Origin of the sequence: Pseudomonas citrullilanati, assembly GCF_030580855.1 — a bacterium.
Taxonomy (GTDB): domain Bacteria; phylum Pseudomonadota; class Gammaproteobacteria; order Pseudomonadales; family Pseudomonadaceae; genus Aquipseudomonas; species Aquipseudomonas citrulli.
In genome coordinates, this window is sequence record NZ_JAUQOP010000014.1 from 26,225 (window position 1) to 49,771 (window position 23,547).

Annotated in this window: 20 protein-coding genes; 9 read left to right on the forward strand and 11 right to left on the reverse strand. The window is 62.4% G+C overall.

The window, feature by feature from the left end:
- Positions 1-22 precede the first annotated feature (22 nt).
- Positions 23-1,828, reverse strand: coding sequence for a di-heme-cytochrome C peroxidase (locus Q6A48_RS11855; protein WP_304554298.1), 1,806 nt, complete (start codon positions 1,826-1,828; stop codon positions 23-25).
- A gap of 270 nt (positions 1,829-2,098) precedes the next feature.
- On the opposite strand from Q6A48_RS11855, the gene bamJ reads away from it, so the two are divergent.
- The 7 genes from bamJ to Q6A48_RS11890 all read left to right on the forward strand — a co-directional run bounded on the left by bamJ (position 2,099) and on the right by Q6A48_RS11890 (position 10,035).
- The gene (gene bamJ / locus Q6A48_RS11860) at positions 2,099-2,812 is read left to right on the forward strand and encodes a BamJ family beta-barrel-assembly machinery protein (RefSeq protein ID WP_003204577.1); all 714 of its coding nucleotides are present in this window, start codon (positions 2,099-2,101) and stop codon (positions 2,810-2,812) included.
- 291 nt (positions 2,813-3,103) lie between these two features.
- Positions 3,104-3,559, forward strand: a complete 456-nt coding sequence (locus tag Q6A48_RS11865) for a YkvA family protein (RefSeq protein WP_304554299.1) — start codon at positions 3,104-3,106, stop codon at positions 3,557-3,559.
- A gap of 114 nt (positions 3,560-3,673) precedes the next feature.
- Positions 3,674-4,015, forward strand: a complete 342-nt coding sequence (locus Q6A48_RS11870; protein WP_304554300.1) for a helix-turn-helix domain-containing protein — start codon at positions 3,674-3,676, stop codon at positions 4,013-4,015.
- The gene (locus tag Q6A48_RS11875; protein WP_003179080.1) at positions 4,012-4,383 is read left to right on the forward strand and encodes a hypothetical protein; all 372 of its coding nucleotides are present in this window, start codon (positions 4,012-4,014) and stop codon (positions 4,381-4,383) included. The genes Q6A48_RS11870 and Q6A48_RS11875 overlap by 4 nt, the downstream gene beginning before the upstream one ends.
- On the forward strand, positions 4,384-4,782 hold the full coding sequence (locus Q6A48_RS11880; protein ID WP_304554305.1) for an SEL1-like repeat protein: 399 nt from the start codon (positions 4,384-4,386) through the stop codon (positions 4,780-4,782).
- 281 nt (positions 4,783-5,063) lie between these two features.
- On the forward strand, positions 5,064-9,749 hold the full coding sequence (locus Q6A48_RS11885; RefSeq protein WP_304554306.1) for an RHS repeat-associated core domain-containing protein: 4,686 nt from the start codon (positions 5,064-5,066) through the stop codon (positions 9,747-9,749).
- Positions 9,739-10,035: a contact-dependent growth inhibition system immunity protein gene (locus Q6A48_RS11890; protein ID WP_304554307.1), complete on the forward strand. Its 297-nt coding sequence runs from the start codon at positions 9,739-9,741 to the stop codon at positions 10,033-10,035. The genes Q6A48_RS11885 and Q6A48_RS11890 overlap by 11 nt, the downstream gene beginning before the upstream one ends.
- A 104-nt stretch (positions 10,036-10,139) precedes the next feature.
- Here Q6A48_RS11890 and Q6A48_RS11895 read toward each other — a convergent pair whose 3' ends face one another.
- Together Q6A48_RS11895 and Q6A48_RS11900 are read right to left on the reverse strand one after the other, a co-directional pair.
- A complete protein-coding gene (locus Q6A48_RS11895; protein ID WP_304554308.1) occupies positions 10,140-11,927 on the reverse strand; it encodes a bifunctional diguanylate cyclase/phosphodiesterase in 1,788 nt (595 codons plus the stop codon).
- 127 nt (positions 11,928-12,054) lie between these two features.
- Positions 12,055-14,133, reverse strand: coding sequence for a carboxy terminal-processing peptidase (locus tag Q6A48_RS11900; protein WP_304554372.1), 2,079 nt, complete (start codon positions 14,131-14,133; stop codon positions 12,055-12,057).
- A gap of 139 nt (positions 14,134-14,272) precedes the next feature.
- Here Q6A48_RS11900 and Q6A48_RS11905 point away from each other — a divergent pair, with 139 nt between their 5' ends.
- On the forward strand, positions 14,273-15,235 hold the full coding sequence (locus Q6A48_RS11905) for a zinc-binding dehydrogenase (protein ID WP_304554309.1): 963 nt from the start codon (positions 14,273-14,275) through the stop codon (positions 15,233-15,235).
- 146 nt (positions 15,236-15,381) lie between these two features.
- Here the strand turns inward: Q6A48_RS11905 and Q6A48_RS11910 are convergent, their stop codons facing one another.
- From Q6A48_RS11910 to Q6A48_RS11935, 6 genes are all read right to left on the reverse strand, one after another.
- Positions 15,382-16,035 carry an HAD family hydrolase gene (locus Q6A48_RS11910; RefSeq protein ID WP_304554310.1) on the reverse strand — a complete coding sequence of 218 codons (654 nt, stop codon included), beginning with the start codon at positions 16,033-16,035 and terminating at the stop codon, positions 15,382-15,384.
- A 34-nt stretch (positions 16,036-16,069) separates the two neighbouring features.
- Positions 16,070-17,059, reverse strand: coding sequence for an ABC transporter ATP-binding protein (locus Q6A48_RS11915; RefSeq protein ID WP_304554311.1), 990 nt, complete (start codon positions 17,057-17,059; stop codon positions 16,070-16,072).
- The gene (locus Q6A48_RS11920; RefSeq protein WP_304554312.1) at positions 17,056-17,856 is read right to left on the reverse strand and encodes an ABC transporter permease; all 801 of its coding nucleotides are present in this window, start codon (positions 17,854-17,856) and stop codon (positions 17,056-17,058) included. Before Q6A48_RS11920 ends, Q6A48_RS11915 begins: the two co-directional genes overlap by 4 nt.
- A complete protein-coding gene (locus Q6A48_RS11925) occupies positions 17,843-18,679 on the reverse strand; it encodes an ABC transporter permease (protein WP_304554373.1) in 837 nt (278 codons plus the stop codon). The genes Q6A48_RS11920 and Q6A48_RS11925 overlap by 14 nt, the downstream gene beginning before the upstream one ends.
- Before the next feature lie 5 nt (positions 18,680-18,684).
- On the reverse strand, positions 18,685-19,491 hold the full coding sequence (locus Q6A48_RS11930; RefSeq protein WP_304554313.1) for an alkaline phosphatase family protein: 807 nt from the start codon (positions 19,489-19,491) through the stop codon (positions 18,685-18,687).
- Positions 19,492-19,672: 181 nt separating this feature from the next.
- Complete coding sequence (locus tag Q6A48_RS11935) at positions 19,673-20,740, reverse strand: ABC transporter substrate-binding protein (protein WP_304554314.1); 1,068 nt, start codon at positions 20,738-20,740, stop codon at positions 19,673-19,675.
- A 350-nt stretch (positions 20,741-21,090) separates the two neighbouring features.
- Here Q6A48_RS11935 and Q6A48_RS11940 point away from each other — a divergent pair, with 350 nt between their 5' ends.
- A complete protein-coding gene (locus tag Q6A48_RS11940; protein ID WP_304554315.1) occupies positions 21,091-21,822 on the forward strand; it encodes a UTRA domain-containing protein in 732 nt (243 codons plus the stop codon).
- Between the two features lie 8 nt (positions 21,823-21,830).
- Here the strand turns inward: Q6A48_RS11940 and Q6A48_RS11945 are convergent, their stop codons facing one another.
- A complete protein-coding gene (locus Q6A48_RS11945) occupies positions 21,831-22,013 on the reverse strand; it encodes a hypothetical protein (protein ID WP_304554316.1) in 183 nt (60 codons plus the stop codon).
- A 214-nt stretch (positions 22,014-22,227) separates the two neighbouring features.
- Complete coding sequence (locus Q6A48_RS11950) at positions 22,228-23,517, reverse strand: M18 family aminopeptidase (protein WP_304554317.1); 1,290 nt, start codon at positions 23,515-23,517, stop codon at positions 22,228-22,230.
- Between the last annotated feature and the right edge of the window lie 30 nt (positions 23,518-23,547).

The window sequence follows — 23,547 nt, forward strand, 5'->3', positions numbered from 1 at the left end:
CTTTTGCGGGTGGGGTTCGTCATTACAGTTGCGACTCCAGTGGTCCGCCCAGCACCTTCAGGTACTCCAGCAAGGCCCAGCGTTCCTGCGGCTGCAACAGCCGGCCGATGACGCCGTTACCGCGCTCACCGGCGCGGAACTCATGACCGCTGTTGTGATTGCCGGTGATCCGGGTGTCGAAGAGAAAGCCGTTGGTGAAGGCTTCGGTGCGATAGCCGAGGTGCCTCGGGTCGTATTCGAAATTGCCTTTATAGAAGGTGGTGGCCCGCTCGTCCTGGGGTGAAAGCAGTTGGTAGATCGTGGGCACCGAGCCATTGTGCAGGAACGGCGGCGTGGCCCAGACGCCCGCCAGTGGCCGGGCCTTGTAGGCGCGCAATTCGCGCACGCCGATGGGCAGGCCGAAACCGTCCAGGGCCGGACGCTCGGCCGGGGTGACGCCGGCGTCGCGGTAGGCGCGGTTTTCGACGAACGCGGTGACGTAGGCCAGGCCTTTGGCGACCGAGAGCTGGCTCAGGTCCAGCGGCTCTTTCGGGGTCGGGTGCAACTGCACTTCCAATTTCGCCAGCTCGGCCGGATCCCACTGCAGGCTGGTCAGGTCGAAACGGTGGTCGGCAATGTTATTGGCAGTGCCCGGGTCGGTGCCGATGACCTGCACGGGCAACATGTGCAGTTGCTGGACCGGCCGGTCCGGCCCCTGGACCACCTGGGGTACATGGCAGCCGGCGCAGTTCTCGTTGAACAGGGCCCGGCCCTGGGCGGCCAGGGGCTTGTCGATCGCCCCCAGCAGCGACTCCGGCCACGCCGGAGGCTTGAGCAGTTGCAAGGTCTCTTCGATCTTGTTCAGGTCGCGCACGCGCACGCTCGACGGGTATCGCGCGTCACCCTGCAACGGCTTGCCCTGGGCGTCGAAGAAACTCAGCGTGGCGCCGACCCCCAGCGCCTCGCCGACGTTGCGGGCCATCGGTTGCTGGGCCGATCCGTTCCATTGCACCCAGTCGAAGGTCCACATTTCCCACAACTGCGGGTAATCCACCGGTGCGTTGGCCACCCGGTAGTTGGCCGGTGAGATGGCGTCGCCGAAGCTGGCGTTGGCGATGCGACCGAAGGCGTCGGTACGACCGGGGCCTTCTTCGGTCGGGTAGAGGCCGCGATGGGTGTCGTTCCAGGCCACCCGCAAGAAGGTGTCGAGCGAGGCCTTGAACGCCTTGCGCAAGCCTTCATGGCCGGCGTCGTAGTCGTTGCCCAGGACTTGGCGGGCGAACCGTTCGAATTTCCACGGGTTGTAATAAGTGGAAACAAGACTGGCCACCAGGGCCTGGCCGAAACTGCCACCGCGCAGGGTTGGCACGCTGGACGGCAGGACGTGCTGCGCCGAACCGCCGTCGATCCGGATCGCCTGGCCCTTGAAGCGCAGTTCCCCGGTGTGACAGGCCGCGCAAGTGATGTCCAGGAATTCCTCGGTGCCGCCCGGGTTCTGGTGCCGGGCAAAACCCACCGGCAAGTTGCCCGGGTTCTGGGCCGAGGCTTTCTGCGCGGGGTCCACTAGGAAGCCGAAGCGCGCCAGATACTCGGGCGACGCGAAGCGTTGTTGCGAAAATGGCAGTTCGAGGGCGGTGAACCAGTTGTAGCGCAGGCCTTTGACCTGGGTCCCCTGGGGGGTGAAGTAATAGGTCTGGCGCTCGGCGGCGCTCCACTGGTCCAGGTAATGCACTTGTTCGGCGGGGGTGTAGAACGGCAGGCGCGGATTGGCGACGTAGTACAGCACCACGGCCACGGCAATGACCAGCAGCGCGAGAAGCAGCAGGAGAAGACGAGAGAGAAGGCGCACGGGAACGTCCTTGTTTTTTTGATATGCCCTTATGCCTCAGCGTCGCGTGGCGGGCAAGTGGCCATTATCCTTTGCATCCTGACGCTGCGCTGTTTTGTCGCTGTAGGTTACAGATGACAGAGCCTTCATCCGCCGAGGATTAAAAAGCGTTTGCCGACCTGAACTTATCCTCGCTTTGTGGCTCACATGCCGGTAGCCATTGGTCGTGGCCGCCTGATAAGCTCGCGGCTTTACTCGATTGCCCTTTAGGCGCATGAACAAGGAAATAGCATGAAACAGCATCGGTTGGCGGCGGCGGTGGCCCTGGTTGGCCTGGTACTCGCGGGTTGCGACTCGCAAACCAGCGTGGAGCTGAAAACCCCGGCGCAGAAAGCTTCCTACGGGATCGGCCTGAACATGGGCAAGAGCCTGGCCCAGGAAGGTATGGATGACCTGGACTCCAAAGCGGTCGCCCAGGGCATCGAAGATGCCGTCGGCAAGAAAGAACAGAAGCTGAAAGACGAAGAACTGGTCGAGGCTTTTGCCGCACTGCAAAAACGTGCCGAAGAGCGCATGGCCAAGATGAGCGAAGAGTCGGCCGCTGCCGGCAAGAAATTCCTCGAGGAAAACGGCAAGAAGGCCGGCGTGACCACCACCGCTTCCGGCCTGCAGTACGAAGTGGTCAAGAAAGCCGATGGCCCGCAGCCCAAGCCGACTGACGTCGTGACGGTGCACTACACCGGCAAGCTGACCAACGGCACCGTGTTCGACAGCTCCGTGGAGCGTGGCAGCCCGATCGACCTGCCGGTCAGCGGCGTGATCCCGGGTTGGGTCGAAGGCCTGCAACTGATGCACGTTGGCGAGAAGTACAAGCTGTACATCCCAAGTGACCTGGCCTACGGCGCCCAGAGCCCGAGCCCGGCGATCCCGGCCAACTCGGTCCTGGTGTTCGACCTGGAGCTGCTGGCGATCAAGGATCCGGCCAAGGAAGACGCCGCCAAGTAATCGCGGCTGTGCTACGACAACGCCTCGCTCAATGCGGGGCGTTGTCGCATCCGGGCCTCGGAAATGTAAAAAAACCGAACCCGCTACGCAGGCTACAGTCATAGGCAATACAGGCGCTGCGCTAGCCGTAGACAGCCGGTCAAGTCAATGAAATATTGGGTTTTTTTATGTGAGTAAAAAACGCCCGATCTGAGCCGGGCCCTTATGAAACGGGGGCTTCAGCGGTGAAATGCAGCTCTGTTCACAAGGTTATCCACAATTTGTGTGGATAACATTTCAGTGGGAGAAAAAATGAAGGCGCCGTGGAATTTTGCGCGATTTCTACCGCTGGCCGGGCGTTTGCTGGCCCGTGGTCGATTGCCAACCCTGTTGTTCGCCGTCGCCAGCAAAGGCGCGCGGGAGGGCGGCCGGCTCGGCAAGCTCAAGGAGGATCTGCGCCTGTTGCAGGCGTTGTGCCTGGCCTATTGGCGGGGCGAATACCGGGCCGTCAGTGCCAAGTCGATGTTGTCGGTGGTGGCCGGCCTCATGTATTTCCTCAGTCCACTGGATGCGATCCCGGACATCCTGCCGATGTTCGGCATGTTCGACGACATCGCCGTATTGGCGTGGGTCATGAAAACCCTCGACACCGAACTCGAGGCCTTCCGGGCCTGGCGTTACCGGCAATCTCCCGAGAAACTGGCCCAGGTCGAACGGCTGCCCGACACACCGGAACAACTCCAGCTCCAGCGCCACGAAAAAACCTGATCCTGCACTACCTGCCCCGGGCCCATTAACACCCGCGACCTCAGCCGCCATTTAGGATTACACTTCCAAGGAAAAAGGCTGACTCGCTAAGTGTTGTTGTCCTACGGGGTAGACATGGATATTCAAATCATCACCCGCGACGGAGAGCCCGAATACGCGGTTTTGCCGTGGGATCAGTATCAGTCGCTGTTGAAGGCCGCCGGCCTTGATCAAGCACCGTCGCGTGAATCTACAGTCCGTCACGCGGCGGCACCCGGCCAGGTACTTCCTGGCCTGGATCAATTACGCAGTCTGCGCGAAGGGAAGGGCATCGCCATCGAGGCGCTGGCCCGCACGGTAGGTATCAGCCCGTCTTATCTGGCCTTGATCGAAAGCGGCGAGCGTCAGCCCGATGCCGCGATTCGGCGCAGTCTGGCCTGGGAATTGACGGTGCCGGGTTGGAGGGATGAGTCGTGAGTGTACGCATCAGTCGGCAACATTGGGATGGATTGTTGGGGGAGTTGGACCAGGCGCGTCGCCAGCGCCATTTGTTGACGTACCGCGCCTTGCTGGAGCGCTTGCAGTTGCCCAGCCCGGCCATGCAGACCTTGACCGCCGCCCTGGAGCACCTGGCGGCCCTGGACGCCCGGGCGGAACAGCCGTTGCGCAGCTCGCTGGTGATCAGCCAGGGCGCCAGTCGCTTGCCGCGCACCGGTTTCTTCGAATGCGTCGAACGCCTGGGCCGCTTTTCCGGGCCCTCCGATGGGGTGGCCGCCGCCTCCTGGCACGCATCGGAGGTGGTCCGCGTGTTCGAATACGAATACCCCGAATCGGCGGAGGCCTGAGTGCTCTGGCGACTCAAGGCACGAGCCGGCTACTGGCTGGCGCGGCGGTTGTTCCATTGGTCCTGGTTCGTTCGCCAGCCTCGCGGCTGGTCCTGGCTCGAAGGCCAGTTCGCCCGCATGGCGAACCTGGGCGACGTCGGCGCGCAAAGTTTCTACGGGCATATCCTGACGTTTCGCGGCCAGGGGCTCGGCGCCCGCGAGGAAGGCTTGCGCCTGCTGCGGCTGGCGGCCCTGGCGGGTGATGGCAAGGCGGCTTACCAGGTCGGTGTGATCAGCCTGGCCGGCAGCGCCAGCAAGGCGCCGGACCCGGTCGAAGCCGCGCGCTGGTGGACCCTGGCGGCCAAGGCCGGGCATCCATTGGCCGAGATCAAGCTCAAGGCGCTCGAAACAAAACATTAGGGCCTTGCGCGGCAAACCCTGGCACTCGAATTTGAGTACCCGAATTAACCGTACAGGCCACTAGTGGCAACAGGTCGTCGGACACTCGCCGGCTTCACAGCAGCCCGGCGCGAGTTGTTCTGCTCAAGCATATTTAGAGAATCGGCCTACATTCCCCGCTGCTTTTCCTGACTTATTTCCCCTTTTATCCCCGGCAAAGTCTCGCGCTCCCTGAGCGCTGCGAGACGTCTGCCCATGTTCGACTGTTTTTGCCTGCCGATCCTTGACCAAGCGGTGGCCTGATGGACCCGGTGAGCCGCGTCGAGCAAGCGCTCGACAGCTTCAAGGACGCCCTGACCGACTACCGTGGGCAGCTCGAGCGCTGGTACAGCCAGGCTGCGGACCGGGCCAGCCACGCGGCCGACCTGCCTTCGCTGATGGGCATGGAGCGGGTGATCCGCTTCGCCGACAGCACCACGGCGGTGAGCACCGGTGACGATGATTTCCTCTCCACGGTCGTCCAGTGCCCGCTGGGCGGGGTGATGAGCATCGAGAGCAAACTGGAATCGGTGTACGACATTCCACTGGGCGACATCGTGGTGGAGGTGGTGGCGACAGACACCGGCGAAGTCACGCCGGTGGCCCTGGATGCCCAGGGCCTGGGCACCTTCAAGGGGGAAGCAGGCAGGCACTATCGGGTGCACGTCCAGGGCGAAGTGACGCCGGAGCAGCTCCAGGCGCTGTTTTCTTCCTACGATGGCCTGGGCACCGAACTGTCGGACTGGTTGCGCGGCGAGTGGCAGGGCTTCAAGCCGCAGTGGGCCCAGCAATCGGCGGCCACTTCGGCGACGGCGGCGGGCAATGGCCTGCTGGCCGGCAGTTGGGCGGCGATTGAAGGGGTGTGGGACAGCATCAGCCTGCTCTCCGACATTCTCAAGGACCCCGGCCAGTTCACCGGGCGATTGGGCGCCAGTGCCGCGCAGTTGCAAGCCCTGGCGCAGACCGCGCCCCAGGTCATGGCCAGGCTGCAATTACTCGCCAGTGACGAAGCGGCGCTGTACCTGCTGGTGCGTACCGCCAGCCTCTGGCTGGACATGTTGCCGCCCAGCGAAGTCGCCGGCAAAACCGCCGAGGTCGTGGCGATGGGGGCGGTGCAACTGGTGATTGACCTGTTGATCGGTGTCGTCCTGACCTTCGCCGGGGTGGGCGCCGGAATCGCTTACCTGTCGCTACGCCTGGTTCGCGTGGGAGAGCGCCTGCTGGCCGCCGCCCAGCGCTTCATCGGGGCGATCTTCAGCGTGGTCAACGGCTTCATCACCTATGTGGACCGCTACAAAAGCGTTGCCGCCCGAGGCATTGCCGGCGGGGTGAAGAACGGCCGGATGCAACTGCGATGGGACGCCCAGCGCAACACCACGTTGAAAAAAACCGAACCCCACGATGATGTTCCCGCCCCGTCGAGGAACCCCAACGGCGACAGCGCCGACAGCGCGGCCCAGACCCAGACCAGCGGCTGCCCGGTGTCGATGGTCACCGGCGAGGAACTGCTGACCCTGGAAGACGGCCTGCTCGATGGGCGCTTGCCGTTCGTCTTTACCCGGTTGTACCGCACCAGTGCCGTGGAATTGGACATGGGCCTGGGGCGCGGTTGGAGCCATGGCCTGGCGCACCGCTTGCAGCGGGAGGGCGAGCAGGTCACCTGGATCGACCAGGAAAACCGCCGCACCACATTTCCCCTGCCCACTGTCCAGCGCCCGGCGATCCACAACAGCCTGGCGCGCGCGGCCATCTATTTGGGTGTCGAGCCCGACGAGCTGATCATTGCCCAACCCGGCGACGGGCCGCCTTTCCTGCATTTTCGCGACGGCCATCTGGTCGCCCTCAGCGACCGCTACGACAACCGCCTGACGATCCAGCGCAACATCTATGGCGACATCAGCCGCCTGGACAACGGCGCCGGGCGGGCGCTGCGCCTGCGCTACCAGCAGCGACACCTGATTGCCGTCGACTACCAGTCCTTTCAGTCCACCACCTCGCTGGACGATCCGTGGCGCACTGAACAGACGCTGGCGTCCTACCGCTATGACGGACGTTTCCGACTGATCGAAGCGACCAATGCGGCGGGCGAAAGCGAGCGCTACGACTACGACGACCAGCACGTCATCCTCCAGCGACAACTGGCCGGCGGCGCGAGTTTCTACTGGGAGTGGCAGGGCGCCGGCCGAGCGGCCCGCTGCGTACGGCACTGGGCTTCGTTTGCGCAGATGGACAGCCGCTACACCTGGGGCGATGACGGCAGCGTCACGGTCCGGCACCTCGATGGGAGCGAGGAGGTGTATGTCCACGACGACCGCGCGCGGCTGGTGCGAAAGGTCGAGCCCGATGGTGGCGAGCACCTCAAGGCCTATGACGAAAAAGGTCGATTGCTGGCCGAGCAGGATCCGCTGGGGGCCGTCACCGAATACCGCTATGACGAAGTCGGTCAGCTGGTGGCCCTGATTCCACCCGTCGATGAGCCCACGTCCTACGAATACCGCAACGGTTTCCTGCACTCCCGCACCCAAGGCAGTGGCCGCGACAAAGCCGTCTGGACCTATCGGCGCAACGCCCAGGGAGACGTGGTCAGGTCCACCGATCCCGAGGGTAACAGTACGTTCTACAAGTACGATGCCCGAGGCTGCCTGGTGGAGATCAGCCACCCTGACGGCAGTTTCCATGACTTTGCCTGGAACCCCCTCGGCCAGCTGACGGAAGAAACCCTGCCCGACGGCGGTCGTCGGTCTTTTTCCTACGATGTGTTGGGGCGTTTGCTGACTCGCCAGGACGAACACGGCGCCCTCACGCATTACCAATGGGACCCCGTCGGCCGTCTGCTCCAGATGACCTTGCCCAACGGCGCCAACCGGGCCTGGACCTATAACGCCTACGGCAAGGTCACGTCCGAACGCGACGAGCTGGGGCGCGTCACCCGTTACGAATACGCCGACGACCTGCACTTGGTCAGTCGCCGGCGCAATCCCGACGGTAGCGAGCTGAAGTATCGCTACGACTCGTCACGGCTGTTGCTGACAGAGATCGAAAACGAATCCGGCGAAAAATATCAGCTGGACTACACCCCCAACGGCTTGATCCGACAGCAAATCGGTTTCGACGGCCTGCGCACGGCCTACGTCTACGACCTCAACGGCCACCTGCTGGAAAAAACCGAACACGGTGCGGACGGCACGCAGCGGGTCACCGCCTATCAGCGTGATGCGGCCGGGCGATTGCTGGTCAAGACCCTGGCCGACGGCCAGGTGATCCGCTATCGCTATGACGGTCGTGGCCGGCTGGTGGACGTCGATGACGGCACCGATCATCCGCTGGCCTTCGAATACGACAACCAGGACCGGCTGGTGGCCGAACACCAGGGCTGGGGCACCCTGCGCTATCGCTACGACGTCTGCGGGCGCCTCGACCACCTGCGCCTGCCGGACCACAACCAGCTCGACTTCCACCACGCCAAGGGCGGCGCGCTGACCGCCATCGACCTCAATGGTGCGCCGCTCACCCAGCATCGCTTCCAGGGCGGACGGGAAGTGCAACGCCAACAGGGCCTGTTGCTCAGCGAATACCGTTACGACGAGCAGGGCCGCCTCAAGGCCCAGACCGTGTGGCAAGACCAGCAACAATTGTTCTGGCGCGACTATGCCTACAACGCCAGGGGCAACCTTGAAGCCCTCTCCAACCAGCGCAATCGCCGCCACTACCAGTACGACCCCTTGGATCGCCTGGTCACTGTCCAGTATTCCCACACCGACCCGCCGGAACGCTTTGCCCACGACCCGGCTGGCAATGTGTTGCTGCACGACCGCCCGGGCCCGACCACCCTCAAGGGCAACCGGCTGCTGAGGGAGGGTGACCGCCACTACGACTACGACGCCTACGGCAACCTGGTCCGCGAACGTCGCGGCCGCGTGCCCAGCCTCGTCGCCGAGTATCGCTACGATAGCCAGCATCGACTGATCGGCGTCATCACGGCCGACGGCCGCGAAACGTCCTACCGCTACGACGCCTTTGGCCGACGTATCAGCAAGACTGTGGATGGCCTGACCACCGAGTTTTTCTGGCAAGGCGACCAGGTCGTCGCCGAAAGCAGCCCGCGCCACCACCGCAGCTACCTCTACGAACCCGGCACTTTCCGCCCCCTGGCGATGCTCGACGGCAAAGGCCTGAAGGCCCGTCCGTTGCACTACCACCTCGACCACCTGGGCACGCCCCAGGAACTGACCAACCCCGCGGGCGAAGTGGTCTGGTCGGCGCGCTACACCGGCTACGGCCAACTCATCGCCCTCCAGCTCGGCGGCGGCGAACAACTCGAACAACCCCTGCGCTTCCAGGGCCAGTACTTCGACCCGGAAAGCGGCCTGCACTACAACCGGCACCGCTACTACAATCCGGAAACCGGCCGCTACCTGACGCCTGATCCGAGCAAGTTGGCGGGTGGGCTCAATGGGTATCGGTACACCCTGAACCCGATAGGGTGGGTGGATCCGTTGGGGTTGGCATGTCATTGTCCTGGTGATATCGAGGCTGATGGGCCTTTTAGCGAGATTGTGCCTGGGGGAGGCTTAGCTGCGCATGAGGCTCGGGGCGGACACTTGATGGAAAAACATATAGGTCGCTCTGAAGCTCAATTGAGAAAACGCCTTGATTTAGAGCCTCACGTACCTACCGCGTCGACATTTCCTGATAGAGCAGCGGCAGAGTCAGCGGTCTCCAGCGTACTAAGAGAAAAGGCAAAAGAAGTTGATGAGTTTCTTCATAAAAAAAATGAAAAGAGACTTCTTTTACAACAAACCTTTCCTTCACCAGTGGGAATTGGGGTGATTCGAAAAAGTGGGAAATTAGAGCCTCTACCGGTGGTGACGTTGGTGCTAAAAAAGTCCAAGGAATCACCTGTTGGATACAATCTGCTTACGGGGTACGTTGAAAAATATGAAAAATGAATATTCAGGGCTTTTTCAGTTTTTTGGGTGTTATTTTCATCAAGACTGGATGTGTGAGTCATCAGAGCCCGATCAGATAATAATGTCCTTTGTATCAGAGTCAGAGTCGCGAGATATTGAGGCGGTAAGAAAAGAAATTCTTAAATTGTTGATGGCGGGGCTTGCTGAAGAAGAACTTCGTCAGATTCTTATGGATGAAATGCCCTGCAATTATTGCTATTGGCTGGACTGGGATTCCGCTGAGGCTTGGCTGAATCACATTCTTGAAATTCTTAGCAATGAATGATGTTGATTTTAACGAGCGCTAGTTTTTGAAGCGAAACGCACTGCCGAACAGCTTTTGTGGTGTGGGGGCAAGCTCCCATCATCAGGAGGCCACGCCCAGTCGCTTCACACCATCAAACCCAACGCCACCATGGGCGTCCGCTCAGCCAAACCCTCCACCAAATACACACTCCCCCCCGAAATATCCTTGGCATGGTGCTTGGCCTGTGAAGCCAATTCAGCCAACTGACTGGCATCCATTGCTTCGCAGTCCTCGGAGCGCAGATGCACCACCCCAATCGACAACGACAACAACGCAAATTCCTGGCGTACACCTTGTCGATTCAGTGCTGTAAAACACCCCGCTTCCAAATGCTCGGGTCGGTAGAAGCGACGGCAGTGGGTCTGGAAGTCGCTGAGCAGTTGGTCCAGGCGTTTGCGCCAGTCGTCCGGGCCGAGGACGAGGAGGAAGTCGTCGCCGCCGATGTGGCCGACAAAGTCGCGGCTGGGGTCGATGCGTTCGTTCAGGCATTGGGCCAGGCACAACAGGACTTCGTCGCCGCGGCCGTAGCCGTAGATGTCGTTGAAGGGCTTGAAGCTGTCGATGTCCACGTAGCAGATCACCGATTCCTGGCGCTGCTGGAGCAGGCGAGTGAGGCATTGCTGGATGGGGACGTTGCCCGGCAGCAGGGTCAGCGGGTTGGCGTAGCGGGCCTGTTGGATCTTCAGTTCGGTGATCAGCTTGAGCACGTCGATCACCCGGCCCAGGCCCATGTAGGCGCCGTTGAGGGTGATGATGAAGTCTTCTTCGATGCGTTGCCGCGCTCGGCTGGTGATGAGCCGGCTGACTTGTTGCAGCGACTGGTTCAGTTCCACCGCGAGGAAGTCATCGCTCATCAGGCGGCTGATGGGCTTGCGGGCGAATAGGTCGGTGGCGAACGGCTTGAGCAGGGCGTCCGAGAGCGAGTGGCGATGGACGATGCCGCACGGCTGGCCCTGGTCGTCGAGCACGGCCAGGGAATTGAGGTTGGCCTGGCGGCGGAACGCATCGAGCACGGTGGCCGTCGGGGTGTTGTGGGCCATCCCCGGCTGCTCGTTGAGCAGCGCGCCGAGGTCGTTGACTTCTTCGGTCAGGGCCACTGCGCCGCCGTCCTGCCGGGGCATCAACGCCCGGGCATCGCGGGACGGTTGCTCATGGGGGCGGGCGAGCAGGTAGCCCTGGACCAGGTCGACGCCCATTTCGATCAGTACCGCCAGTTCCTCCGGCAGTTCGATTCCCTCGGCAATCACTTGGGCTCGTGAAGTGCGGGCGATCTTCAGGATCGAGCCGACGAATTCGCGCTTGAGGGCATCCTGGTGGATGCCGTCGATGAAATGGCGGTCGATCTTCACGTAGTCGGGGCGCAACTCGGACCAGAGGCGCAGGCTTGAATAACCGGCGCCAAGGTCGTCCAGGGCGATGGAAAACCCCATGGCCCGGTAGTGATGCAGGGCGGTCTGCAGCAACTGGAAATCGTCGATGGGGGTTTGTTCGGTCAGCTCGATCACCACCTGGCTGGGCGGGATGCCGAAGTTTTGCAGCAATTGCAACGTGCGGCCGGTCTCGTGGGCCGATTCCAGCAGGGATTCGGGGGAGACGTTGAGAAACAGTTTGCCCGGCAGCTTTTGCTCGTTGAAGCGCTGGCAGGCGCTGCGACGGCAGGCCAGTTCCAGCTCGCTGAGGCGTCCGGCCTGGCGGGCGACGGAGAGCAGGGCGATGGGGGAGTGCAGCGGGCTGTTGGACGGGCCGCGCGTCAAGGCTTCATAGCCGACGATGCGTCGTTCAGAGAGGCAGATGATGGGTTGGAACAGGCTGTGCAAACCGCTTTGAGCCAGGATTGAACTCAAGGCACTCAGCTGTTCTGTCGTGGTCATGGCGATCTCTGGCGATAAAAAAAGGACCGGGCAACCCCTGCCGGGGCGCCCAGTCCTGTATTTCACGACAGACTGATGTCAGTTTGATGACAGCTCGACGAGCATCACCATTAAATGGCCATCATCTTCAGTGCTTGGCGACCGCCGTGTTGAGTTTCAGGTAGTCCAGCAGGATCCGCCCGGTCTCGCTCAGGTAGGCATCGTCTTCCGGCTTGGTTTTTTCCGGCTCGGTGATCAGGTCCTCGTCTTCCTTCTTCAGCTCCTTGAGCGGCTCTTCGCCCTTGGCCTTGCGACGCAGGTTTTCCATGGCCAGTTGCTTGGCTTCGATGTCGGCGTGTTGGGCGCGACGGTCGGCTTCGTTGAGGGAAACGGTCTTCTCCAGCATCAATTTCTGCGCCAGGGCCAGCTTGTCACGGATGAACACGAATTCCGCGTCCTGGGCCGTGCGGCTGTCATGCTCGGCCTTGAGTTGGGCGAGGAACGGCTTGAAGGGGTCGACTTCCGGTTTGATCGCCGGCTTGATGGTGTCCCACGGCATCGCTTCGGGCAGGGCGCTTTCACCGATTTCCTTGGTGTCGATGATCGACGGGTAATCGATGTCAGGCAGTACGCCCTGGTGCTGGGTGCTCTGGCCGGAAACCCGGTAGAACTTCGCCAGGGTCAGCTTCAGCTCGCCATGGTTGAGCGGCTGGATGGTCTGCACGGTGCCCTTGCCGAAGGTCTGGCCGCCGATGATCAATGCGCGGTGGTAGTCCTGCATGGCGCCGGCGAAGATCTCCGAGGCCGAGGCGGACAGGCGATTGACCAGCAGTGCCATCGGGCCCTTGTAGAACGCGCCCGGGTTCTCGTCTTCCAGCACATCCACCCGGCCGTCGGCGTTACGCACCAGCACGGTCGGGCCCTTGTCGATGAACAGGCTGGTCAACTCGGTGGCTTCCTGCAAAGAGCCGCCGCCGTTGTTGCGCAGGTCGATGACCACGCCGTCGACCTTGTCCTTTTGCAACTCGGTCAGCAGCTTCTTGACGTCGCGGGTGGTGCTCTTGTAGTTCGGATCGCCAGCGCGGAACGCCTTGAAGTCGAGGTAGAAGGCCGGGATCTCGATGACGCCGAGCTTGTAGTCCTTGCCGTCCTGCTTGAGGTTGAGGATCGATTTCTTCGCCGCCTGTTCCTCCAGCTTCACCGCTTCACGGGTGATGGACACGACCTTGCTGGTCTGGTCGTTCGGCGCATTGCTCGCCGGGATGACTTCCAGGCGCACCACCGAGCCTTTCGGGCCACGGATCAGCTTGACCACTTCGTCCAGGCGCCAGCCGACCACGTCGACCATTTCCTTGTTGCCCTGGGCCACGCCGATGATCTTGTCCGCCGGGGAGACCTGCTTGGTCTTGTCCGCGGGGCCGGCCGGGACCAGGCGCACGATCTTGACCTGGTCGTTGTCGCTTTGCAGCACGGCACCGATGCCTTCCAGGGACAGGCTCATGTTGATGTCGAAGTTTTCCGCGTTATCCGGCGACAGGTAATTGGTGTGCGGGTCGTAGGACATGGCGAAGGTGTTGATGTAGGCCTGGAAGATGTCCTCGGCACGGGTCTGGTCCAGGCGCGCCAATTGGTTCTTGTAGCGCTTGGTCAGGGTTTCCTGGATCTGCTTGGGCTCCTTGCCGGCGATCTTCATGCGCAGCACCTCGTCCTTGACGCGTTTGCGCCACAGGTCATCGAGTTCGGCGGTGCTCTTGAGCCAAGGGGCGTCCTTGCGATCGACCAGCAAGGTTTCCTTGGCGTTGAAGTCGATCTTGTCGACGCCTTTGTTCAGTTCGGCCAGGGCGTAGTCCAGGCGCGACTTCACGCGGTCCAGGTAGCGCTTGTAGATGATGAACCCGGCGTTCAGGTCGCCGCTCTTGAGGAAGTCGTCGAACTGGGTCTTCCACTTGTCGAATTCGGCGATGTCGCTGGCCAGGAAATAACTGCGCGAGGGATCGAGCAGCTTCAGGTAGCTGTCATAGATGATGACCGAGCGCGCGTCATCGAGCGGCGGCTTGCTGTAGTGATGACGCTTGAGCAATTCGACGACGTTGAGACTGGCGATCACTTCGTCCCGGTCGGGCTGGAGCTTGTCCCAGCTGTTGGCCGCGAACGTATCGTTCGACAACGGTAACAGGCCGAGGCCAATGACGAGCGCGAGGGCGGTGCTGGGGAACAGGTGCTTCATGCTGATTCGACGCAGGGACAATTGATAACGCATATTAGGCCGTCTTTGAAGTCGCCGGTTCCATGTGGCCCGGGCGCATAATGCAAGAAAGCCCGGCGTTACAGCGGCGGGCCCAGTCGAGACTCACTATGGAGGCACCGTGAAAGCATTGCAAGGCGTTGAAGGCCAAGTGGTATGGGCAGATGAGCCAAGTCCCGTGTGCGATGTAGGACAAGTCCGCATTCGTGTGGCGGCGGCTGGCTTGAATCGAGCCGATTTGTTGCAAAAGGCCGGGCATTATCCGCCGCCGCCCGGTGCCAGCCAGGTGTTGGGGCTGGAGTGTTCCGGGGTGATCAGCGAGGTCGGCCCGGGGTCGTCCTGGCAGGTGGGCGACCGGGTGTGCGCGCTGCTGGCCGGCGGCGGCATGGCCGAGGAAGTGGTGGTCGATGGTCGCCATGTGTTGCCGGTGCCGGAAGGCTTGTCATTGGCTGAAGCCGCCGCGCTGCCTGAGGTCTACAGCACGGCGTGGCTGAACCTGTTTCAACTGGCGGCGCTCAAGCCGGGTGAAAAGGTGCTGCTGCACGCGGGCGCCAGCGGTGTCGGCTCGGCCGCGATCCAGCTGTGCAAGGCGTTCGGCAACCCGTGCTGGGTCAGCGTCGGTTCGGCCGAGCGCCTGGCCTATTGCGAAGCGCTGGGGGCCCAGGGCGGCGTGGTACGCACCGATGGCCTGGACAGTTTGAACGACCTCGGTCCCTTCGACGTGATCCTCGATCCGGTGGGGGCGAGCTATGCCTCGCTCAACGTGAAACTTTTGTCAGTTGACGGCCGCTGGGTCATGATCGGCCTCATGGGCGGTCGCACGGCCGAGTTCGACCTGTCCCAGGTGCTGGGCAAGCGCATCCAGTTGCTGGGCTCGACGTTGCGCAGCCGCAACGATCAATTCAAGGCCGACCTGATCAGCGAATTGGGCCAGCAGGTCTGGCCGCTGTTCGCTGACAAACGCCTGAGCCCTCAGTTGGCCAAGACCTTCGCGATCAAGGATGCCGAGGCGGCATTCGCGGAACTGGCGAGCAACCAGGTGTCGGGGAAGGTGGTGTTGTTGATCGACGAGAGCCTGAGCTGATCGTGGTTATGGGAGCGAGCTTGCTCGCGATAGCGGATGCACATTCAACAACTTCATTGACTGTCACACCGCTATCGCGAGCAAGCTCGCTCCCACAGTCATTTATTCACAGGAGCCAGGATGTTCTTCCTGGAAATGACCGGTGCTCATTTCCAGGTATGGATTGGCCAACCAGCTGATTCGGCGTGTGCCCTCAACACCGGGTCCGGATTGACCACATGGGGATAGTCGACCTTGAGCAACAGCGGCAGGTCGTTGCGTGAGTCGGAGTAGAAACTGGCGCCTTCGAGATTTTCCTCCTCGGCATCCAGCCAGTCCAGCAGCCGGGTGATCTTGCCTTCGCGGTAGGTCAGGGTACCGGCGGTCTTGCCGGTGTAGACCCCATGGGCCACTTCCAGCTCGATCGCCAGGATCTCGTCGATGCCCAGGCGTTCGGCAATCGGCTTGACCAGGTGCGTGCCCGAGGCCGAGATCACCAGGATCCGGTCGCCGGCCTTGCGGTGCTCGGCGATGGTGCGGGTGGCGTCGCTGAAGATGATCGGTTCGATGAAGTCTTCCACCCACGGCGCCACCAGGTGTTCGATTTCCTCCGGCGTGCGACCGATCATCGGTTCCAGGCTGAAGTCCATGTACGTTTCCATGCGCAGCTTGCCGTGGCTGTAGGCGTCCATCAGCTCGTCGTTGCGCCGCATGAAGGACTCGGGATCGACCCAGCCCAGGCGGCCCATCTGTTCGCTCCAGAGGGTGGCGCAGTCGCCGTGGATCAGGGTTTCGTCCAGATCAAAAATTGCCAGGGCCATCAGCGGGTTTCCCTTTTCAGAATCAACAAGGCCATCAGGCTACCTCACACAGGGCCGACGGATCGATGGAAAGAGCCAGGCGCGCGCCGTCGGGATGCAGGTCGGCGGCGGAGCGATTGAGCACGTCCACCACCAGCTCCACACCACGGGCTTCGACCCGGTAGCGAATCACATTGCCCAGCAGGCTGTGGCTGCGGATCAGCGCATTCGGTTCGCCGCTGCGGCTCAGCTCGATGGCTTCCGGGCGAATGGCGATGCGGCCGTTCACAGGACGCTGGAGCAGTTTGCTGGCGCTGTCGGCATCCAGCAGGTTGTAGTTGCCGATGAAACCGGCGGCAAAGACATCGACTGGCGCAGTGTAAAGGGTTTCGGCATCGCCGCTTTGTACGATCTTTCCCTGGTTCATCAGGAAGATCCGGTCAGACATGGTCAGGGCTTCTTCCTGGTCGTGTGTGACGAAGATCGTGGTCAGGCCGAGTTCGCGCTGGATCTGACGGATCTGTTCGCGCAAGTGCTTGCGAATCCGCGCATCCAGGGCCGACAGCGGTTCGTCCAGCAGCAACAGGCGCGGGCGGGTCACCAGGGAACGGGCCAGGGCCACGCGCTGGCATTGGCCACCGGACAGTTGATGGGGATAGCGTGCGGCGAAATCATGCAGTTCCACCAGGCGCAGGATCTCCAGCACTCGCTGGCGGCTGTCCTCGGCCCCGACCTTTTGCATGCGCAGGCCGAAGGCGACGTTCTGCTCGACGGTCATGTTGGGGAACAGCGCGTAGCTCTGGAACACCATGCCGATCCCGCGCTTTTGCGGGCTGAGCGGGACGATGTCCTGGCCGTCCAGCAGGATCTGGCCGCTGTCCACCGGCGTCAGGCCGGCGATGCAGCGCAGCAGCGTGGACTTGCCGCAGCCGGAGGGGCCGAGCAGGGTGACGAATTCACCCTTGCCGATCTGGCAATTGATGTCGCTGAACACCGGCGTGCCGGCGTAGCTTTTCTGCAGGTGTTGGACGCTGACGTCGCTCATTGGCTTTTGTCCTTGTTCAAGATGTTGGCCGCCCAGGTCAGGACCAGTACGAAGAAGAAGTAGGAAATCACCAGCGCGCTGGTGAAGTGACCGCTGCTGTTGCGCATGTTGTTGAGGTACACCTGCAAGGTTTCGTAGCGGGTGCCGACGAGGATGTTGGCGAACACGAACTCACCGAACAGGAACGAGAACGACAGCAACAACGCCACCATCAAGCCCTTGCGCAGGTTCGGCAGCACCACCAGCAGGGCGGCCTGGAACGTGCTGGCGCCGAGCAGTTGGGCGGCGTCCATCAGGTCGCGCAGGTTGATCGCTTGCAGGTTGTTGGTGATCGCCCGGTACATGAACGGCAGGGCGACGGTGAAGTAGCAACCGATCAGAATCCACGGCGTGCCCACCATCGCCAGCGGCCCCGAGCCGTAGAGCTGCAACAGCCCCACCGAGGACACCACCGGCGGCACCGCGAAGGGCAGCAGGATGAGGATGTTCATCAGTGCGTCGAGTTTCGGGAAGTGGTAATGCACCACGAACAGCAGCGGCAGGATCAACACCACCGAGAGCACCAGCGCCCCCACGCAGACCAGCAGCGATTGGCCGAAGGCATGGAGAAAGCGCGGGTCGCTCCACAGCTGCACGTACCATTTGAAGGTGAAACCGCTGGGCAGCACCGTGGCCGACCAGCTGCTGGCGATGGAGTACACCAGCGTGCCGGCCAGGGGCAGCAGCAGGACGGCGAACAGCAGGTACACCACCGCCCGATGATAAAGCCCGACCGGGCTCGATTCAGCGCGAGACATGGTAGCTCCTCTTGAGCAGCAACTGATGGACGATGGTCACCAGGGTCATCAGCGCCACCAGCACCACGGCCAGGGCGCTGGCCAGGTTCGGGTCGAGGGAGATGTCGCCGGAGACCATGGCGGCGATGCGGATCGGCAGGACGTTGAAGTTGCCGGTGGTCAGCGCATAGACCGTGGCGTAGGCCCCCAGGGCGTTGGCCAGCAGGATCACGAACGTGCCCAGCAACGCCGGGGTCAGCACCGGCAAGCCGATGTGCCGCCAGAATTGCCAGCCGCTGGCACCCAGCAGTTCGGCGGATTCGCGCCAGTCTTCGCGCAATGCATCGAAGGCCGGATAGAGCAGCAGCACCCCCAGGGGGATCTGGAAGTAGGTGTAGAGGATGATCAGCCCGGTTTTCGAGTACAGGTTGAAATCCTCGATGATCCCCGACTGCTTGAGCATGAGGGTGATGCTGCCGTTGAAGCCGAGCAGGATGATGAAGGCGAAGGCCAGGGGCACGCCGGCGAAGTTGCTGGTCATGTTGGCGAAGGCGTTGACGAAGTTGCGCAGCCGCGAATCGACCCGGCGCAGGGAGTAGCTGCCGAGCACGGCGATGACGATGCCGAACACGCTGGACCAGAAACTGATCTCCAGGCTGTGCTGGATCGCCTGCAGGTAGAACTTGGAACTGAAGATCTTGCTGAAGTTGGCCAGGCCCCAGCCGAACTCTTCCGATTCCAGGCTGTTGACCAGCACCCAGAGCAGCGGGGCGATCTGGAACACGATGAAGAAAATCGCGAAGGGCACCAGGCACAACGCTGCCAGCCATTTGCCGCGCGTCATGGCGTTCACTTGAGTAATTCCTGGCAATAGGGTTTGTCGTGGTCGACGCCGAGCAACTGGCAGACGATGCCGCACAGTTCGATCTGCCGGGGCGCGGCGGCGGGGTCGAGGCTGAAGCCGTCACCGAGGACGAACAGCGGCACTTCCCGTTCCTCGGCGAGCAGGCCATTGTGGGAGCGGTCGTTGTTCATGCCGTGGTCGGCGGTCACCAGCACCTGGTAGCCGGCGTCGAGCCAGGCTTGCAGGTAAACCGCCAGGTTGATGTCGGCCGAGCGGGCGCTGTTGCGGTATTGCGCAGTGTCGAGGCCGTGCTGGTGGCCGGCGTCGTCGATGTTCATCGGGTGCACCAGCAGGAAATTCGGCTGGTGGCGCTGGCGCAGGTGTTCGGCGTCGGCGAACAGGTGCGAGTCGGGGTAGTGGTCGTTCCAGTAGAAATGCCCGTACTGGATCGGCAGCCCGGGGTTTTCGGTATGCCGATCCCGACCGGCCGCGAACGGCGAGGCATTGTAGAGCTCGCTGACCCAATGGTAGGCCGCGGCCGCCGTGCTCAGGCCCGCCTCGGTGGCGTAGTGGAAAATGCTGCGCTGGTTCGACAGGCGCGAGACGTTGTTGTGCACGATCCCGCTGTCGATGGGCGCGACGCCGGTGAGGATGCATTCGTAGAGTGGGCGGGACAGGGCCGGCAGTTCACATTCCAGTTTGTACAGCGCCGCGCGTCCTGCGCCGACATAAGCCTGCAAATGCCCCATCGCATGCCGGGCGACTTCATAATTGAGGCCGTCGAGCAGCACCAGGATGACGTTGTGCTTCATGGGTGCCAGGACTCCGGATAGAAACCAGTAAACCCGGATCCAGCGCAGCCCCCGTGTGGGAGCGAGCTTGCTCGCGATGAGGGCGTGCCAGTCGATAACAATGTTGACTGATACGCCGCAATCGCGAGCAAGCTCGCTCCCACAAAGGGTTCTTCATTGGACCCGAGCGAGCGCTACCGCCTCACTGCATATTGATGATCACTTCTTCCTGCCATTTCTGCGGCAGGGCCTTGGACGTCTTCTCCCACGCATCGGCGTCCTTGATCGGCGTCACGTGCTTGTACTGCTCGTTGGGCAGCAGCTTGGCCTTGACCTCTTCCGGCAGTGTCAGGTGCTCGGCGCGGATCGGCCGGGCGTTGCCCTTGGCCAGGTTGATCTGGCCGGCGTCGCTGAAGATGTATTCGCGGGTCAGCTTGGCGGCGTTCGGGTGCTTGGCGTATTTGTTGATGATGGTGGTGTAGCCGGAGATGACCGAGCCGTCGGACGGGATCAGCACGACGTAGTCATCCGGGTCGGCCATCTTGGCCTTGTAGCTCAGGCCGTTGAAGTCCCAGACCACGCCGACTTCGACTTCACCCTTTTCCATCGTGGCGATGGTCGGGTTGGCCATGGACAGGCGACCTTGCTTGGCGATCTCGGCAAACATCAACAACGCCGGTTGCAGGTTCTTTTCGTCGCCGCCGTTGGCCAGGGCCGCCGCCAGCACGCCGTTGGCGGCCTGGGCCGCGGTGCTCACGTCACCGATGGAGACTTTGTATTTGCCGCCCTTGAGGTCAGCCCACTTGGTCGGCACATCGGAGCCGTGCAGCAGTTTCTTGTTGACGATGAACGCGATGGTGCCGGTGTAGGCCAGTGCCCAGTTGCCATCCTTGTCCTTGGCCCAGTCCGGGACCTGTTCCCAGGTGCTCGGCTTGTAGGGCTGGACCACGCCCTGCTTGACCGCGATCGGGCCGAACGCGGCGCCCACGTCGCCGATGTCGGCGCTGGCGTTGTCCTTCTCGGCGGCGAACTTGGCAATTTCCTGGGCCGAACTCATGTCGGTGTCGACGTGCTTGAGGCCGTAGTTCTTCGCCAGGTCTTCCCAGGTGCCTTTCCAGTTCGCCCAGTCATCGGGCATGCCGACGCTGTTGACGGCGCCTTCCGCTTTCGCAGCGGCTTCCAATGTTTTCAGATCGGTATCAGCGGCCATGGCGGCGGTGCACATGGCAATGGTCGAGCCTAACAGTGATGCCAGGAAAAGCTGTTTCATCCGAAGCTCCTATGGGCGTTTTCAACGCTGCGATTGCGGTTGTGTTGGTCTAGGTCAGCAATACCTGAGCCAATGTAGGCGCGCCCTGTGACATTTTGATGTCGGCGCCGAAGGGCTCGGCAAATGGCAGGTGCGTGCGGGTTGGCCACCGATTAAGCGTAGACCATGGTTAAACAGCTGATCTGAAAGGACTTGGCCGTTTATTTGCACGGTGCCAGACCTACCGTTCGGCGGCTTTGTCATCTGCCAGTCATGTGCAGTGCCTAGGCTTGCTGGAACAAGCAGCGGGCTCGCCAAGTGTGCGATCCCGCCCCGAAACAGTGCTGGTCTAGTCCAGATAGGTAACGTTGATGCGCATCGATGCAACCAAGGCGGTGACAGCCATCGGACAGGTCCTGCAAGAGCAGCTCGACCACGGGTTGCTGGCGCCCGGTAGCAAGCTGCCGGCCGAGCGCAAGCTCAGTGAGTTGTTCGGAACCACGCGCATCACCGTGCGTGAAGCCTTGCTACAGCTCGAGGCCCAGGGGCAGATCTACCGGGAGGAGCGCCGGGGCTGGTTCGTTTCGCCGCCGCGACTGGCCTACAACCTGATGCAGCGCAGCCATTTCCACGCGATGGTCACGGCCCAGGGGCGGGTGCCTTCCACCCAGGTCATCTCGGCGCGCCTGCAACCGGCGTCGGCGGCGGTGTGCGCCTGGTTGCAATTGCCGGCGCTGTCCAGCGTGATCCAGATCTGCCGCGCGCGGCGGATCGACGAGCGCCTGGTGCTGTACGTCGAACACTACCTGAACCCGCTGTACTTCCCGGACATCCTGGCGTTTGACCTCAACCAGTCCATGACCGAGCTGTACGCCCGTCATTACGACCTGCATTACGGCCGGGTGAAGTTCGAAATCGTGCCCACGTCCCTGCAACCGGAAGCGGCGGCCGCCTTGAAGGTGTCGGTGGGCAGCCCCGGGTTGCGCATCGCCCGGGTCAACTATGACCAGCACCAGCGGCTGATCGACTGCGACCTGGAGTTCTGGCGCCACGATGCGATCCATGTCGGCGTGGACGTGCCGGAACAACCGGCGCAGGCCTGAACGAGGGCTCAGAGCGACTCGTTGAGCTTGGTCAGGATCTTGAATACCACGGTGGCGAGGATCAGCAGCATGCCGATCCACATGGCGAAGACCCCGACGTTCTTGTCACGGAAGTTGAAACCGATGGCCAGCAGGAGCATTCCGGCAAGGATCGGCACCAGCATGGCGTTGAAAGTGGACAGCGAGATCATGACGACAGCCTTGTCGGGGGGGGCGATAAGGTCAGTCTAGTTGGGGTTTGGCTGGGGTGGGCTGATGTGTGTCAGCACAGCCCTCAATCCGAGGCGAGCGCTGTGTGGGAGCAAAGCTTGCTCGCGACACAGGCGACTCGATTTCTGGAAAATCGCATCACCTTCATCGCGGGCAAGCCTTGCTCCCACAGGGTTCATCAGGTCTTTGGTGCAGTTACGGCAACTCGCGACTCGCATAGAACGCACTCAACACTTTCACCAGGTGCGCCAGGTCATGGCTGCCGCACAGCTCGCGGATCGAGTGCATGGCGAAGGTTGGCAGGCCGATGTCCACGGTGCGCACGCCCAACTGGCTGGCGGTGATCGGGCCGATGGTCGAGCCGCAACCCATGTCGCTGCGCACCACGAAGCTTTGCACCGGCACTTCCTCGGCCATGCACAGGTGGCGGAAGAAGCCGGCGGTTTCGCTGTTGGTGGCGTAGCGCTGGTTGCTGTTGACCTTGATCACCGGCCCGGCGTTGAGCTTGGGGCCATGGTTGGCGTCGTGCTTGTCGGCATAGTTGGGGTGCACGCCATGGGCATTGTCGGCCGAAACCAGCAGGGATTTCTGGATGGTGCGGACGAACGCTTCACCTTCCGGCAGCAGGCGCCGCAGGGTCTGTTCGAGCATCGGCCCATCGGCGCCGCACGCCGAGCAGGAGCCGACTTCCTCGTGGTCGTTGCACACCAGCACGCAGGTTTCCTCGGTGTCGGCATTGAGCAGGGCTTGCAGCCCGGCGTAGCACGACAGCAGGTTGTCCAGGCGGGCGCCGGCGATGAAATCACCGTGCAGACCGATGACCGCGGCGCTCTGGGTGTCGTAGAAGCTCAGCTCGTAATCGAGCACAACGTCGGCGTTCAAGCCGTGTTCGCGGGCCAGTTGATCGGTGAGCACGGCGCGGAAGTCGACGCGCTCGTCACCGGCGAACTGGGCGAGGATCGGCGGCAGCTCGTTCTGCGGGTTGATGGCCCAGCCCTGGTTGGCTTCGCGGTTGAGGTGGATGGCCAGGTTCGGGATCGTCGCGATCGGCGCCTTGAAGTCGATCAACTGGCTCTCGACCTTGCCGTCGCGGCGGAAGGTGACGCGCCCGGCCAGGGACAGGTCGCGGTCGAACCACGGCGCCAGCAACGCGCCGCCGTAGACTTCCACGCCCAGTTGCCAGAACCCGTGGCGTTGCAGTTCCGGCTGGGGCTTGACCCGCAGGCACGGGCTGTCGGTATGGGCGCCGACCAGGCGAATGCCATCGTGCAATGGGGCGTGGCGACCCAGCTTGAAGGCGATGATCGAGGAGTCGTTGCGCGTGACGTAATAGCGACCGTTGGCCTCGGTGGCCCAGGTGTCGCGTTCATCCAGGCGCTGGTAGCCCGCCGCCTCCAGGCGTTGGGCCAGGCTGGCGGTGGCATGGAAAGGGGTGGGGGAGGCCTTGAGGAAGTCGATCAGGCCCTGGTTCAACTCTGCGCGCATAAGTAACTCCAGACAGCAATGGGCGGGAGT

Coding starts and splice junctions, on each gene's coding strand:
- bamJ (WP_003204577.1), top strand. CDS start 2,099: ATGAAACAGCATCGGTTGGCGGCGGCGGTGGCCCTGGTTGGCCTGGTA.
- Q6A48_RS11865 (WP_304554299.1), top strand. CDS start 3,104: ATGAAGGCGCCGTGGAATTTTGCGCGATTTCTACCGCTGGCCGGGCGT.
- Q6A48_RS11870 (WP_304554300.1), top strand. CDS start 3,674: ATGGATATTCAAATCATCACCCGCGACGGAGAGCCCGAATACGCGGTT.
- Q6A48_RS11885 (WP_304554306.1), top strand. CDS start 5,064: ATGGACCCGGTGAGCCGCGTCGAGCAAGCGCTCGACAGCTTCAAGGAC.
- Q6A48_RS11890 (WP_304554307.1), top strand. CDS start 9,739: ATGAAAAATGAATATTCAGGGCTTTTTCAGTTTTTTGGGTGTTATTTT.
- Q6A48_RS11895 (WP_304554308.1), bottom strand. CDS start 11,927: ATGACCACGACAGAACAGCTGAGTGCCTTGAGTTCAATCCTGGCTCAA.
- Q6A48_RS11900 (WP_304554372.1), bottom strand. CDS start 14,133: ATGAAGCACCTGTTCCCCAGCACCGCCCTCGCGCTCGTCATTGGCCTC.
- Q6A48_RS11910 (WP_304554310.1), bottom strand. CDS start 16,035: ATGGCCCTGGCAATTTTTGATCTGGACGAAACCCTGATCCACGGCGAC.
- Q6A48_RS11915 (WP_304554311.1), bottom strand. CDS start 17,059: ATGAGCGACGTCAGCGTCCAACACCTGCAGAAAAGCTACGCCGGCACG.
- Q6A48_RS11920 (WP_304554312.1), bottom strand. CDS start 17,856: ATGTCTCGCGCTGAATCGAGCCCGGTCGGGCTTTATCATCGGGCGGTG.
- Q6A48_RS11925 (WP_304554373.1), bottom strand. CDS start 18,679: ATGACGCGCGGCAAATGGCTGGCAGCGTTGTGCCTGGTGCCCTTCGCG.
- Q6A48_RS11930 (WP_304554313.1), bottom strand. CDS start 19,491: ATGAAGCACAACGTCATCCTGGTGCTGCTCGACGGCCTCAATTATGAA.
- Q6A48_RS11935 (WP_304554314.1), bottom strand. CDS start 20,740: ATGAAACAGCTTTTCCTGGCATCACTGTTAGGCTCGACCATTGCCATG.
- Q6A48_RS11940 (WP_304554315.1), top strand. CDS start 21,091: ATGCGCATCGATGCAACCAAGGCGGTGACAGCCATCGGACAGGTCCTG.
- Q6A48_RS11945 (WP_304554316.1), bottom strand. CDS start 22,013: ATGATCTCGCTGTCCACTTTCAACGCCATGCTGGTGCCGATCCTTGCC.
- Q6A48_RS11950 (WP_304554317.1), bottom strand. CDS start 23,517: ATGCGCGCAGAGTTGAACCAGGGCCTGATCGACTTCCTCAAGGCCTCC.